The following is a 13184-nucleotide window of genomic DNA, read 5'->3' as shown; positions in this document are numbered from 1 at the left end:
TGAAGGCCCTTACTTGACGGTGACGTTGGTTTGCAGCACGACGATCGCGCGCCCGCCTGCAGCGGTGGGGTTGGCGCTACGCGCGATGATGCGGTAGTAGTGTTCGAGCGAGGTACCGCCAGTACCGCCGTACTGGTTCTGGTTGATGCTCGACCCCAGCCCTAGCTGATCTTCGCTGGTGCGTTGCCCCATGTACTGGATGTAGTACTGCGCGGCGCTGGCCTGAAGCTTTTGGGTGACGACAGCGTCCACCCAGCACTCCTGGGCACCCAGTGCACACCCGTTGACGTTCCCTGTATAGGTATTGCTCGGAACGGCAGGACATACAGTCGTACCCGAAGCACAGTTGAATCCCACGGGACTACCGCTTGCCGCGGCGCCCTGGATGACTTTTTCCGCATCGCGCAGCGCGCCTTCCGCCGCCTGGAATGCCAGGCTGCGGTCGTACATGTTGGACGACATGCGCTCTTCCAGCAGGGTACTGCGCAGCACCGCCAGACCCAGCAAGGTCATGACCAGCAACAGCATCAATACGATGATGAGGGAGATACCGGATTGCCGATTGATGTGCGCATTCATGCTCACGAATTCCTGTTCCTGATGCTCACGATCGTCGTCACCTCGCGCGACAGCGGCGTATTGTCGCTACTGACGGCATCCGCGGAATTGACCGTCATGACGACCTTGACTGCCACCACGTTGGCCCAGTTCAAGCCTGCGCTGCCGTCCACATAGGCACTCGCACCAGTCAATAGATACTCGAACTGCAGATTCGAGACGCCTTCGGTGATTTCGTTGGAGGTGACCGTACCGCCCGGCCCGACCACGGCCTGGTACAGCGACGTGCCGCCACGTGTGTTGTCCGCCAAATACCAACGCACTGCGCGCAGTTCGGTCAGCAGGGAGTTCATCTCGTAGGTGTAATTGTTGGAACCGGCAACGCAGACTCCGGGCAAGCGACCCAACCGATTGCATGCGTTCAAGGAACCGCTTACGTAGGTCACGCTGGTGCCGGACACGCCATCGGCCTGCAGCACCGCGACTTGCTGTCGGTCGCATAGCAACATCACGGCATTGGCATGCAGATCGGGGGCGGCGGCGTTGAGGGTCAGGGTTTGGCTGCCGGCGTTATGCGCGGTAACGGTGGCACCGCCGGTGCTTGCGGACAGCACCTGAATCGCATCGGTGCCGCTCTTGGACGTGATGCCAGGCGGGCTGCTGTTGTCGAACCCTTGCAGCGGCTGCGCCCAGTCTTTCCACCAAGTGGCGGTAGGGTCGGACAACACATTGGCCACGGGCAGCCCGGAATCGCAAGGATTGCCGCCAGCCTCGCGGATGTCCCGCGCCATCATCTCGAAGGCGATGCGAGCCGATTCCTGGACACGGCTGAGGCCTTCGGTAGCTGCATAGGTCTTGCGATTGGATAGGAAAATACCGACGGCCGCGCCAACTACCAGCAGACCGAGCAGCATCGAGATCATCAACTCGACCAGATTGAAGCCGGACTGGCGAGACGGTGAAGTGCGAAGGGAGAGGGTTCTCACAGCTGCGTCACCGTTTCCAGCTTTTGCGTGGCACTGCCATTGGCGGCAGCGTCTTTTGCACGGCTGTCGTCCCACTGGACGCCGATTGCGCAATTGCCATCGAGGCAGGCGATGGAACCGCATGTCGTTTCGGGATCACCACCGATGGCGTCTTTCAGGCCAGCGAGCCAAGCGGCCTGGTCATTCTCGATCAGGCTGCCACCAGTGGGCGCCGTACAGAGCATCCCCGTGGTGTTGTAGCCGCCGATCAGGGCGGCGTCGCGGTTGGCGCGCATCGCGTCCAGGATGGTGTAGGTCTGCATGACGATCTGGCTGCGCTGCATCGCGCTCTGGTTGTTGCGTAGCGCGGTCGTCTGCATCGCGGCAACGCCGAGCATGCCGATTCCGAGTATCAGCACGGAAATCATCACCTCGATGAGGGTGACGCCGGCAATGTTCCTGTCACTGTGAAACCGTTTCATAGCGCCTCTGCTTGTCAAAGAGCGGTCTGCTGGGCCGAACATTGGCCGCCGTTCGAACTACGCGCGATGGAAACCCGACTGCCCCCGCTCATAGACACGGTGCGCACGTTGTCGGAAGGACTGGTGACCGGCATGCAGACAGTGATGTCCATTGCCAGCGGCGTACCGCTGCTGTCGCGAGCGATGCCGTCGGCGTTGAACGTAACCTTGTCACCCAGCGCATCCAGTGCCGAACTGGAAACAGACAGGCCGGTGCGCAGCGTCGTGGCCCGCAACACGGTGCCGTCGCGCGTCACCGTCAGCAGATGGGTCCAGTCGCCGCCGCTGGCGCAGGTGCTGCCGTCATCGCTGCGGCACAGACTGACCCCCCCGTTCAGGCGGACCGCCTCCGAGCGCGATGCCTGCAAGGCGGCGACCAACTCATTGGCCGTGCTGGTCAACCGGTTGCTGCGGATCAGCATGGTGAAGCTCGGAAATGCCAATGCCATGATGATCGCCAACACCGCGACCGTGACCATCAGCTCTACCAGAGTGAACCCGCGCTGCCCCGATATGGAAAGGCGACGCTGCTCAGGAACGCACATATCGTTTCCCCAAATTTCCCCAAGCGAACGCTAACGGGTGTACCGCCGCCGCGCCAGCCATTGCCGACGGATGGCGGATATCGGGGGCTGGACGGATCGTGCGGGCCGGCGTCGTTGCCGGCATGATGCGCGTCTACCCTCTTCCGCCCGCCCTCGATGCCCTCCCCCGCGTACTCGAACGACCAGTTGCAGGTGCTCAAGCAGCCATCCACCCTGATCTGGATCGTCATGGCCGGCGAATGCATCGCCGCCATCCTGGCGCTAACCCCAAGCCAGGGCCCGGGGGGGAACCGCTGGGTCTATTTCGGCCTGGCATCGCTCGGCATCCAATGGGTGGCATTGCTGACCCTGGCTAGTCTGCTGATGCTGCGCCGCAGCCTGGCCGGGAGAGGCATCCTGCTGATCACTGCCGCGACGCTTGGCCTGATGCAGTTGCTGACCTGGTTGATCAGCTGGGTGATCATGTCTGCGTTCGGCGACTACTGGCAGTTGTCGACCGCGGCATGGCTGACGCTCTCGCTACAGCTGTCCGGCATCGCATTGCTGATCGGCCTGCTCGGCATGGCCGCACTGAACAACCATATCCGCATCAAGCAACTGGTCGAACGCGCCAAGCAGGCGGAAATCGACGCGCTCACCGCGCGCGTACAGCCGCACTTCCTGTTCAATACGCTCAATACCGCGGTGATGCTGGTGCATCGCCAACCGCAGCAAGTCGAACAATTGCTGATGGATCTATCCGATCTGTTCCGCGCCGCGCTGGCAACGCCCGACTTGGTCAGCCTCGACGACGAAATCGACCTGGCGAGGCGCTACCTCGACATCGAAGCCATTCGTTTTGGACCGCGCCTGCGCGTGCACTGGGAGCTACCGTCGCCCTTGCCGCAGGCCAGGGTCCCGCGGCTTTCGTTGCAACCCCTGGTCGAGAATGCAGTGCATCACGGGATCGAATGCTCGCCCGATGGCGGCGAGATCCGCATCGCCATCGGCGAAACTCACAACCGACTGAAGATCGAGGTCAGCAATACGCTGCCCCCGGCCGGTTCCACGCCTCATCTGGGTCGTGGCCACCGGGTCGGTTTGTCGGCATTGCGCACGCGCCTGGAAAGCATGCAGGGCGGCGTCCTGAGCACGGGCCTGGAGGACAACGCGCTGTTCGTGGCGACGATCCGGATTGAACTCAGGCCATGACCCGATAACAAGGCCGATACTCCCCGGAAATCTTCATCCGGCGCTGCTCGACGAAGGCGCGCAGCAGTTCGTCCAGGGCCTGCATCATGTCCGCGTCGCCGTGGATCTCGAACGGGCCGTACTCCTCGATGCGGCGCATGCCGTCTTCCTTGACGTTGCCGGCGACGATGCCGGAGAAGGCGCGGCGCAGGTCCGCCGCCAGTGCGTGCGGCGGGCGCCCGTGGTGCAGGTCGAGCGCGGCCATCGCCTCGTGGGTGGGCACGAACGGACGCTGGTATTCCAGCGGGATGTCCACCGACCAGTTGAAGTAGAACGCGTCCTTCTGCTCCTTGCGGTGCATGCGCACTTCCTGGATGCCCTCGGCCATCTTGCGCGCCACCGCGATCGGATCGCCGACGATGATCTGGTAGCGCGAGGTGGCGGCCTCGCCCAGGGTCAGGCGCAGGAAGCGGTCGATCTGCTCGAAGTACGGCGCGGCGATGGTCGGGCCGGTCAGGATCAGCGGGAACGGCAGGCCGCGGTTCTCGTCGCGCAGCAGGATGCCGAGCAGGTACAGGATCTCTTCGGCGGTACCGACGCCGCCGGGGAACACGATGATGCCGTGGCCGATGCGGACGAAGGCCTCCAGGCGCTTCTCGATGTCCGGCATGATCACCAGGTGGTTGACGATCGGGTTCGGCGACTCGGCGGCGATGATGCCCGGCTCGGTGACGCCGATGTAGCGGTTGTCGTGCTTGCGCTGCTTGGCATGGGCGATGGTGGCGCCCTTCATCGGCCCCTTCATCGCACCCGGACCGCAGCCGGTGCAGATGTCCAGACCGCGCAGGCCCAACTCGTAGCCGACCTGTTTGGTGTACAGGTACTCGTCGCGCGAAATCGAATGACCGCCCCAGCACACCACCAGGTTCGGATCGGCCGGTTGCAGGATGCGCGCGTTGCGCAGCTGCCCGAACACGGCGCTGGTGATGCCTTCGCTGGATTCGAGGTCGGCGGCGGAGTCCGGGCCGAGTTCGATGGCCATGTAGGCCAGGTCGCGGACCACGGCGAACAGCAGTTCGGCCACGCCGTTGATGATCTCCCCGTCCACGAAGGCCATCGCCGGAGCATTGAACAGGTCGATGCGCGCGCCGCGGTCGCGCTGGACCACCTGGATGTCGAAGTCGGGATACAGGTCGCGCGCGGCGCGCGGATCGTCGGACGCGCTGCCGCTGGTCAGCACCGCCAGCGCGCAGCGCCGCAGCAGTTCGTGCAGTCCGCCGCTGGAGGCATCGCGCAGGCGCACCACTTCGGCGCGCGAGAGGATGTCCAGGCCGCCGCGCGGGTAGATCCGCGCGTCCACTACCGGCAGCGCCCGCGCGGCCGTATTGCTCGTCGTCATATCGGAATTCTTGTCGTTGTCGTCAACGGCGACTTTAGCGTCAGCCCCCGCAAAAGAAAACGGCCGGGTTGCCCCGGCCGTTCGCTTGTACCGCTGCGGTTGCGAGCGGATCAGAACTCGTAACGGAAGCCCAGGTTCAGCGACCACTGCGAAACGCCAGTGTTGAAACCGTCGGCATCGGCATTGGCGGCGGACGGCTGGTCGGTGTACAGGGTGTTGTACACGTACTTGCCGTTGTAGATGCCCTGCAGGTTCGCCACGCGCGCATCGGCGAAGAAGCCGTAGTCGTAGATCTGGCCCCACTTCTTGTTCAGCAGGTTGCCGACGTTCTGGATGTCCAGCCACACCTCGGACTTGTGGCCCTTGAAGAAGCCCGGCAGCTGCTGGCTGATGTGCACGTCGAAGGTGTTGATCCAGGACGAACGGAAGCCGTTGGCCGGAGCGTAGCTGCCCGCGTACTTGGCCAGCTGCGGATTCTGCGCCAGCCAGTCGAAGAACTGCTTCTCCAGCGCCGGGTTGGCGGTGAACGCGCCGGTGCTGCTGAGGTTACCGAACAGCACGTCGCCCGGACCCTTCGGCACGTAGAACAGGTCGTTGGTCGAACGGCTGTCGCCATTGGCGTCGCCGTTGTACACGTAGCTGTACGGACGGCCGCTGCGGCCTTCGTAAACCAGGCCCACACGGGTTTCATAGTCGCTGAAGAACTTGTGCTTCCAGTTCAGCGAACCGGAGATACGGTCCTTGATCTCGTAGCGCGACGTGTTCTCGGTTTCCGAGTTGGCGTTGAAGGCGTACTGGTAGCCCCAGCCGGAGCTGGCGGTGGAGCTGGTCAGCGAACCGACTTCGGTGGCGTGGGTATAGGTGTAGCCCAGGTTCCACGACCAGTCGCCGCCTTCGCTGAACGGCTTGGACAGCGACACGGTGAACTGCTGGGTCTTGCCCTTGTCGGTGTTCTCGATCAGGAAGACGTCGCTGTAGGCGCCGTTGCGGTTGTAGCGGTTGTTGCCGGCGGCCCACGCGCGGCCGGTCTGCGCCGGGTTCCAGTACAGCGCACGGCCATCCGGGCCGTAGTAGGCCGGGGCCGGGTCCTCGCCCGGATTGTTCACCCGACCGATGTTCAGGCTCTTGTAGTACAGGCCGTTCTTGACCTTGGTCACCAGCAACTCGGCCGACGCCACGATGCCGTACCACGGGGTTTCGTGGTCGAGCGCGAGGTTGGCCTTGTACAGCGACGGCAGCTTGAAATCGTTGCCGACGAAGCTGACGCCCTGGGTGGCGGAACCCGGCGCGGTCGGAATCGGCTGCGTGTCCTTGTTCGGGCTGAACGGCAACGCCGGGTTGTAGGCGGTATAGCTGTAGGCGTTGTAGTTGAACCCGGTATTGGAGTAGCTGTTGCCGATCCACACCTGCGGCGCATCGCCCTGGAACAGGCCCACGCCACCGCGCAACTGGGTCGGACGGTCGGTGTCGAACGTGTAGTTGAAGCCGAAGCGCGGCTGGATCAGGAAATCGCCGCCGAACACCTTGCTGTTGTCGTAGCCGAAGTACGCCTGGGCGGCCGCGTTATAGGTCGGATCCGGACTGACGCCCGGCCGGTCGCCGCGCAGGCCCAGGGTCAGGGTCAGGTTGTTGTTGACATACCAGGTGTCCTGGATGAACAGGCCGAGATTGTCGTTCTTGTAGTCGGCCGCGATCGAACCCGGGGTGCGCTCGCTGTTGAGCTGGTAGGAACTCCAGCGGCCATTGGCGAAGTTGTCCAGGCCCAGGAACGTGTACACGCCCCAGCTGTTGCGGCCGAACAGGTTGTAGACGTCGTTGGTGGTGTAGTCGACGCCGAACTTCAGGTCGTGGTTGCCGAGGGTCAGGGTGCCGGCGCCGTAGTAGTTCCAGGTCTTGGTGGTGAGGATGTTGCCCTGCGAATTGGTCTCGGTGCCGAGGAACAGCACGTCGCCGGTCGGCGCGGCGACGGTGCCGTCGAAGTAGATCGCGACGCTGGGGGCGTCGGTCGGCACCACGCGGATCGCGGAGTAATCGCGGTAAGACGCCTTGAACTCCGTGGAGAAGTTCTCGGACCAGTCACTGAACAGCTGGCCGACGTAGCTCTCGACGGTCTTCTCATGCTGGTACCAGTACGAGCTCAGCGAGGCCTGGCTGGTGCTGCTGGCGCCGTTGATGCGCAGCTTGCTTTGGTCGAGCTTGCTGTAGCGGAAGCTGGCGCGGTGGTTGTCGTTGATGTTCCAGTCGAGCTTGAGCGCGTATTCCTCAAGATCGGTATTGCCGTTGCTGTCGAGCGAACCGGCGTCGAAGCCGTAGTTTTGCGCGATCTGCTGCGCACGCGCCACGTCCGCCAGGGTGTACTTGGCGTTGGCCTTGCCCAGCGCGGTGCTGCCCAGGTCGAGGCCAGGCGCGTCCTGCTGGAACTTTTCGTAGTTGGCGAAGAAGAACAGCTTGTCCTTGACGATCGGGCCGCCGAAGGTGGCGCCGTAGGTCTTTTCCTTGGTGAAGCCGTTGAACTTGCTGCCGTCCGGGTTGTCGCCGAACCAGTCGCCATCGCGCATGTAGCCGTAGACCGAACCATGGAACTCGTTGGTACCGGACTTGGTCACCGCATTGACGGTGGCGCCGGCGGCGCTGGCGATGCTGACGTCGTAGTTGGACAGGTTGACGTCCAGCGCTTCGATGGCTTCCATCGACACCGGCTGGCGCCGGGTGGTCATGTTATTGCCTTCCAGGCCGAAGGTGTCGCTGGCCGAGACGCCGTCGATGTTGATCGAGTTGTAGCGCGGGTTCAGGCCGCCGGCGCTGATGGTGCCGGACGCGCGATCGACGAAGGCCACGCGCGGATCCAGGCGCATGTAGTCCTGGATATTGCCGTTGACCGACGGCAGCGACTCGATCTGCTCGCGGCCGACGTTGGTGCCCGCGCCCATCTTGGTGGCGCTGAACATGTCGGAACCGCCGGCGACCGCGACCGCGTTCACCGTCTGCAGCGTCGTCACGTCGCCACTCAGCGCGGCATTGACGCTGGCGGTCTGATTCACGCTCAGGTACACACCGTCTTCGGTCTTGGTGCCTTCGCCGGGCTTGGTGATGGTGATGGTGTACGGGCCACCGACGCGCAGGCCGCGCGCGTTGTAGCGGCCGCTGGCGTCCGTGGTGGCGCGGCTGACCGTGCCCGATTCGGCGTGGGTGATGGTCACTTCGGCGCCGACCACAGGCTGGCCATCGTGGGTGACCAAACCGCCGACGCCGGCGGAGGTGCTCTGGGCGAACACAGGGGCGGCGGCAAGCGCAGCAACGAGGCCAAGGGTGAGCTTGGACATCCGGAGACGGCGGGGTTGAGTCATTGCAATAGCCTCGATGGAGTTTGACGAAATGCGCATAGCTCGCCGTGCTGGTGGGCACACGGCAGCGGAATGTGGTTCGTGCCCCCTTGCTGGATCCCCCGCAAGGGTTAACGCGAGTTTAACACCATAGGGCCGATTTGTTGCCGAAACGTGACAAACCGGCATAGACGGACATGACACGACATGGATCGCAGTTCCCATGTCGGTGCAGGACACTGGGTGACGCCGCCGCGCGCACCTCGGGGCCTGCATCGCCTGCTCAGGTAGTGCAGTTACTCGATGGTTTGGCCGGTAGCGTCGGCTGCGCAGGATTTGCTCGAATCGTCGGCTCAGCGCCGTTTCCGGGCCGCCGGGCGCTGGTACGCAGGCGCTCGCGTATCTCGCCTGTCCCAGGACTGGTGGCCGGGCTAGGTCGCCCGCCCGGCTCCGCAACCGAGACGGCGGCGGCTCGCACTCCGGCACGCCGCATGGTGCTGCGAGCGCCCCTCACCCAGGTGCCCGACCGACTCGGAAACGGCTTGACGAGGGCAGCCATGGGCAACGACCCGACAAGGATCCGATGCAGATATCCGCACACTGCAACAGTCCCGTGGCGGGCTTGGCACGGCGACGGCGGAGCAAGCCCGCAAAAACGCAAACGGCCGGGGCTAGACCCCGGCCGTTTGCACTGCTTTCCGTTTCCAGCCCCGGTATGGGGCTCGGCCGTTCCTCAGAACGAACCGCCGAAGGTTACCGCGAACGCGCGCGGCTCCAACACGGAGTAGTACGGGGTGCCGGTGGACACCACATCCGGATACTCGCTGGCGCCGGAGGCCGCCAACACCTGCGTGGTGCTGGCCCAGGTGACCGCCTGCTTGTCGGTCAGGTTGTACAGATTGAGCTTGATCGACGGCTTCTTCAGCCAGCCCCAGTCGGCGAACGCGTAACCGGCATCGGCGCCGAAGGTGGTGTAGCCCCCTACCCGCTCGGTGTTCATGTAGTCGCCGTAACGCGAGCCGGAGTAACGGCCCTTCAACGCGATCCAGAAGTCGCCGATGCTGTAGCTCAGGCGCAGGTTGGCCAGGTTCTTCGGCGTATTGGCCAGCTGCTTGCCACCAACCGCATAGTCGTAGATGCCGTTGGACGTGCCCACCGCCAGGGTGTCGCTCAGGATCTTGGCCTGGGTGTAGGTGTAGGAGCCGTACAGTTTGAGATTGTCGGTGATGTTGTAGCTGGCCTCGCTGTTGAAGCCGCGCATGCGCACCTTGCCGATCGAGATGTAGGTGGTCAGCGCCGTGGCCTGGTCGTAGCTGGACATCTGCTTATTGCTGTAGTTGCTCTGGTACAGCATGGCCGACAGCGAGAAGCGGTCGCCGTAGTAGCGCCAGCCCAAGTCGTGGGTCCAGGCCGATTCCGGCTCCGGAATCTCCTGCGCGGCCGACAGGTTCACCGAAATCGAATTGGTCGCCGGTACGCGGAAGGTCTTGGCCACGCCGTAGTAGAACTGGTTGCGGCTATCCGGCGCGTACTTGATGCCGAAGGCCGGCAGCAGTTTGCTGTAGCTGTTGTCGAAGTCCACGCCGATCTCCTTGGCGGTATCCGGCCACTGGTAGTTGTGGCCCTTGCGCGTGGCATGGATCCAGGACACGCCGTAGTTGACCGCCCAGTCGTCGGCCGGTGTCCAGTTGTCCTGGATGAAGTACTTCTGCACGTCGGTGACGGTGTAGGTGCGGTAGCTCTGCTGCACCTGGCCATCGGCGTAGGCCAGGAAGCAATCGTCGCTGTCGGCCCAGATGTCGCAGGCCTGGCCGGTGCTCTGGTCGGTCTTGACGATGCTGTTGTTCTGGCTCTTGCGCGAACGGTCGTACCACAGGCCATAGACCAGGTTGTGGTCCATGCCGATGTCCTGGAAGAACTTGGCGACCACGCCCGGACGTACCGTGCTGGAGTAGGAATAGGTGTAGTCGACGTCGCGACTGCCGCTCACGCCGCTGGAGTAGCCATAGACGTTGCCGCTGCTGGTGGACGGATACACCGACGCGGCGCTGGAGCCGCCGCCGTCGCCCCACCACACGTACGGCACCACCGACAGGCGCAGGCTGTCGCTCAGGGTGAACTCGCCATCCAGGCTGGCGAGCAGGCTCTTGTACGGATTGCGCCGCAACTTCCAGTAGGACTGGTCGGCCGAGGTGCTGCCGCCGCCCCAGGTGTCGTTGTAGTCGTAGTCGTAATCGCTGGCCAGCTGCGCCTTGCTGGCGGTGTTGTAGGAGTAGTTGGACTGGCGGTTGTACTGGAACGAGGCGCTGATCGAGTTGCCGGGGCTGATGTCCCACACGCTCTTTCCGTCGATCTTGTTGACCGACATGTCGCCGTTGCCCTTCCACTTGTCGGCGCTGTTGGTCGAGAACGACACCCACGAACGCACCGCGCCGGTATCGCCGGTGTTCACGCGCACGAAGGTGCGCCGATAGTCGTTGCTGCCGAAGCTCTGGGTGAAATCCACGCCGAACGTGTGGCTCGGGTCGATCGTCGACCAGGCGATCTGGCCGCCGGTGGCGCCCATTTCCGGCTGGTCCACGTTGGGCGTGCCCTGGGTGACGGTGATGTCGTTGTAGTTCTCGGCATCGCCGTATTCGGTGGCGTAGACGGAGTAGCTGCCGCTGTCGGTCACCGGCGCGCCATTGACGGTGATGCCGATCGCGGAGGAGTCGAAGCCGCGCAGGCTGTAGTTGCCGTTGTTGAGGCCGGTCACGTCGCTGGTGGCGGCGTCCACGCCCGGGATCGCATCGATCATCTGGGTGAAGTTGCTGCCGCCGGATGCCTGCGCGATGGCCTCGCGGGTCACCGTGGAAATCGCCTTGCTGGCGGTCTGCACGGTCATGTTGCCGCCGCCGAGCACGTAGCTGCTCTTGTCGGCATTGACGTTGACCTTGTCCAACTGCTGCACGCGCTTGGTCTCGTAGGCGGCGGTGGTGTTGGAAGTACTGGAGGCGGTGACGCGCTGCTCCGCGGTGTCGGTGCCGGCGTCCTGAGCCAGGGCCGGATGCGCCGAAAGCGCGGTTGCCAGCGCCAGGCAAAGAGTGGAAATACGGTGTGCGGAACGGGACTTCATCGGGCGAACGCCTCTGTGGCTAACGTGGGAGCGGCAGAGAGCGGAGGCGCGATTGGCATGGACACGGCGCACGCGCGCCCACCGCTTCGGAAGGCGCTACGGTAGGCGGGCTATTTCGCCCGCGTATGCCTCGGGCGTTTACAGGAACTTAATCTGGCGCCACGCACCGACACACGGCGGCACAAAAAAGCGCCGCACATGTCATCGAATTGCCGCAAACGCCTGGGATGTCGCAGCGTTGGCGCGTAGCGACAGGCGCGACAAAGGCGCGCGGTGGCCCGCTCAGCCGGCGACCGGCAGCTTCAGATAGACGCCGAGACCGTCCAGGAACATCTGCACCGAGATCGCCACCAGCAGCATGCCCATCAGTCGTTCGACAGCGATCAGCACGCGCATGCCGAGCAGCTTGTACAGCAGCGTGCCGGCGAACAGCAGCGCCGAGGTGCCGATCCAGGCCAGTATCAGCGCCAGGCTCCATTCGCCCAGGCGGGTGGGTTCGTTGCTGCCCATCAGCATCACCGCGGCCATGCCCGACGGCCCGGCCACCAGCGGAATCGCCAGCGGCACGATGAACGGCTCGCCGTCGGGAATCTCGCCCATCAGCCCTTCCGGGCGCGGGAAGATCATGCGGATGCCGATCAGGAACAGCACGATGCCGCCGGCGATCGCCACCGATTCCTGGCGCAGGTGCATCACTTCCAGCGCGTACTTACCGCCCCACAGGAACGCCATCAGCACGCCCAGCGCGATCAGCAGTTCGCGCGCCAGCACCACGCGCTGGCGCTTGGCCGGCAGCGGCTTGAGCACGCTGAGGAACACCGGGATGTTGCCCAGCGGGTCGAGGATCAGGAACAGCAGCAGGGCTGCCGACAGGATGGTCATGCCAGTGGATTCCAGATCGCGCCGCGGTGCGCGGCGCCGGCGGACGACAGCAGTTGCACGCAGGCGGCGGCGTAGTGCGCCGGATCGACCGCGTCGAAGTCTTCCTGGTGGGTGTAGGCGCGTGCGCGCAGCGCGGTGCGCATCGGCCCGGGTTGCAACCCGGCCACGCGCACCGTCGAGGCGGCCAGTTCGCCGTGCAGGGTCGCCAGCAGGCCGCGACGGCCGTGCTGGGCCACGCCGTAGCCGCCCCAGTAGGCCTGGCCGACGCGCGCCGGGTCGTCGAGCGCGAACACGATCGCCGCGTCCGCAGCCTGCTTCAGCAGCGGCAGGCAGGCCTGGGTCAGCCAGCCCGGGGCGGTGAGGTTGACGTGGATGGCGCGCGCGAACTGCGCCGGGTCGGCGTGTTCGAACGGGGTCAGGCCGACGAAATCGGCGGCGCAGTGCAGCAGTCCGTCCAGCCGCCCGAGTTCGGCCTGCAGCCGCTCGGCCAGCGTCGCATAGTCTTCCGGCGTGGCACCGAGCAGGTCCAGCGGATACAGCAGCGGCGGCGCGCCGACGGCGGCGATCGCGTCGTAGACCCGATTCAGGCGCGCCGGCTTGTGCCCGAGCAGCACCACCGTGGCGCCGGCCTGGGCGCAGGCCATGGCCGCGGCGCTGCCCAGCCCGCCGGCGGCACCGCAGACCAGCACCACGCGCTGCGCCAGCG

General features: G+C 64.7%; 10 protein-coding genes. 1 reads left to right on the top strand and 9 read right to left on the bottom strand.

Annotation, left to right across the window (positions count from 1 at the left end; genetic code table 11):
* Positions 1 to 9: 9 nt before the first annotated feature.
* From HEP75_RS08635 to HEP75_RS08620, 4 genes are read right to left on the bottom strand one after another with little or no spacing between them, the layout of a single operon-like run.
* Positions 10 to 579 carry a PilX N-terminal domain-containing pilus assembly protein gene (locus tag HEP75_RS08635; RefSeq protein ID WP_185826146.1) on the bottom strand — a complete coding sequence of 190 codons (570 nt, stop codon included), beginning with the start codon at positions 577 to 579 and terminating at the stop codon, positions 10 to 12.
* Positions 580 to 581: 2 nt separating this feature from the next.
* Positions 582 to 1481 carry a PilW family protein gene (locus HEP75_RS08630; protein WP_185826540.1) on the bottom strand — a complete coding sequence of 300 codons (900 nt, stop codon included), beginning with the start codon at positions 1479 to 1481 and terminating at the stop codon, positions 582 to 584.
* Between the two features lie 59 nt (positions 1482 to 1540).
* Positions 1541 to 2005 carry a type IV pilus modification protein PilV gene (gene pilV, locus HEP75_RS08625; protein ID WP_185826145.1) on the bottom strand — a complete coding sequence of 155 codons (465 nt, stop codon included), beginning with the start codon at positions 2003 to 2005 and terminating at the stop codon, positions 1541 to 1543.
* Between the two features lie 14 nt (positions 2006 to 2019).
* Positions 2020 to 2523 (bottom strand): GspH/FimT family pseudopilin, encoded by a 504-nt coding sequence (locus tag HEP75_RS08620; RefSeq protein ID WP_255424038.1) that lies wholly within the window; start codon positions 2521 to 2523, stop codon positions 2020 to 2022.
* A gap of 222 nt (positions 2524 to 2745) precedes the next feature.
* Between HEP75_RS08620 and HEP75_RS08615 the strand changes: the two genes are divergently transcribed.
* The gene (locus HEP75_RS08615) at positions 2746 to 3780 is read left to right on the top strand and encodes a histidine kinase (RefSeq protein WP_185826143.1); all 1035 of its coding nucleotides are present in this window, start codon (positions 2746 to 2748) and stop codon (positions 3778 to 3780) included.
* Here HEP75_RS08615 and ppnN read toward each other — a convergent pair.
* The 5 genes from ppnN to HEP75_RS08590 form a co-directional block, all read right to left on the bottom strand.
* Positions 3770 to 5158 (bottom strand): nucleotide 5'-monophosphate nucleosidase PpnN, encoded by a 1389-nt coding sequence (ppnN, locus tag HEP75_RS08610; RefSeq protein WP_185816033.1) that lies wholly within the window; start codon positions 5156 to 5158, stop codon positions 3770 to 3772. The genes HEP75_RS08615 and ppnN overlap by 11 nt on opposite strands.
* A 110-nt stretch (positions 5159 to 5268) precedes the next feature.
* Complete coding sequence (locus HEP75_RS08605) at positions 5269 to 8481, bottom strand: TonB-dependent receptor (RefSeq protein ID WP_185826142.1); 3213 nt, start codon at positions 8479 to 8481, stop codon at positions 5269 to 5271.
* Positions 8482 to 9214: 733 nt separating this feature from the next.
* Entirely contained in the window at positions 9215 to 11596 is a 2382-nt protein-coding gene (locus HEP75_RS08600) for a TonB-dependent receptor (protein ID WP_185826141.1), read from the bottom strand.
* 282 nt (positions 11597 to 11878) lie between these two features.
* Complete coding sequence (locus HEP75_RS08595) at positions 11879 to 12478, bottom strand: MarC family protein (protein ID WP_185816030.1); 600 nt, start codon at positions 12476 to 12478, stop codon at positions 11879 to 11881.
* The gene (locus tag HEP75_RS08590) at positions 12475 to 13122 is read right to left on the bottom strand and encodes an SDR family NAD(P)-dependent oxidoreductase (RefSeq protein ID WP_255424090.1); all 648 of its coding nucleotides are present in this window, start codon (positions 13120 to 13122) and stop codon (positions 12475 to 12477) included. Before HEP75_RS08590 ends, HEP75_RS08595 begins: the two co-directional genes overlap by 4 nt.
* Positions 13123 to 13184 lie beyond the last annotated feature (62 nt).

Source organism: Xanthomonas sp. SI, assembly GCF_014236855.1.
GTDB lineage: Bacteria > Pseudomonadota > Gammaproteobacteria > Xanthomonadales > Xanthomonadaceae > Xanthomonas_A.
This window is presented reverse-complemented; position numbering and strand designations above follow the sequence as displayed.

What these genes read in the sequence shown, in the direction of transcription:
- HEP75_RS08635 (WP_185826146.1), bottom strand. Translation starts at nt 579, where the DNA reads ATGAATGCGCACATCAATCGGCAATCCGGTATCTCCCTCATCATCGTA.
- HEP75_RS08630 (WP_185826540.1), bottom strand. Translation starts at nt 1,481, where the DNA reads ATGATCTCGATGCTGCTCGGTCTGCTGGTAGTTGGCGCGGCCGTCGGT.
- pilV (WP_185826145.1), bottom strand. Translation starts at nt 2,005, where the DNA reads ATGAAACGGTTTCACAGTGACAGGAACATTGCCGGCGTCACCCTCATC.
- HEP75_RS08620 (WP_255424038.1), bottom strand. Translation starts at nt 2,523, where the DNA reads ATGGTCACGGTCGCGGTGTTGGCGATCATCATGGCATTGGCATTTCCG.
- HEP75_RS08615 (WP_185826143.1), top strand. Translation starts at nt 2,746, where the DNA reads ATGCCCTCCCCCGCGTACTCGAACGACCAGTTGCAGGTGCTCAAGCAG.
- ppnN (WP_185816033.1), bottom strand. Translation starts at nt 5,158, where the DNA reads ATGACGACGAGCAATACGGCCGCGCGGGCGCTGCCGGTAGTGGACGCG.
- HEP75_RS08605 (WP_185826142.1), bottom strand. Translation starts at nt 8,481, where the DNA reads ATGTCCAAGCTCACCCTTGGCCTCGTTGCTGCGCTTGCCGCCGCCCCT.
- HEP75_RS08600 (WP_185826141.1), bottom strand. Translation starts at nt 11,596, where the DNA reads ATGAAGTCCCGTTCCGCACACCGTATTTCCACTCTTTGCCTGGCGCTG.
- HEP75_RS08595 (WP_185816030.1), bottom strand. Translation starts at nt 12,478, where the DNA reads ATGACCATCCTGTCGGCAGCCCTGCTGCTGTTCCTGATCCTCGACCCG.
- HEP75_RS08590 (WP_255424090.1), bottom strand. Translation starts at nt 13,122, where the DNA reads ATGGCCTGCGCCCAGGCCGGCGCCACGGTGGTGCTGCTCGGGCACAAG.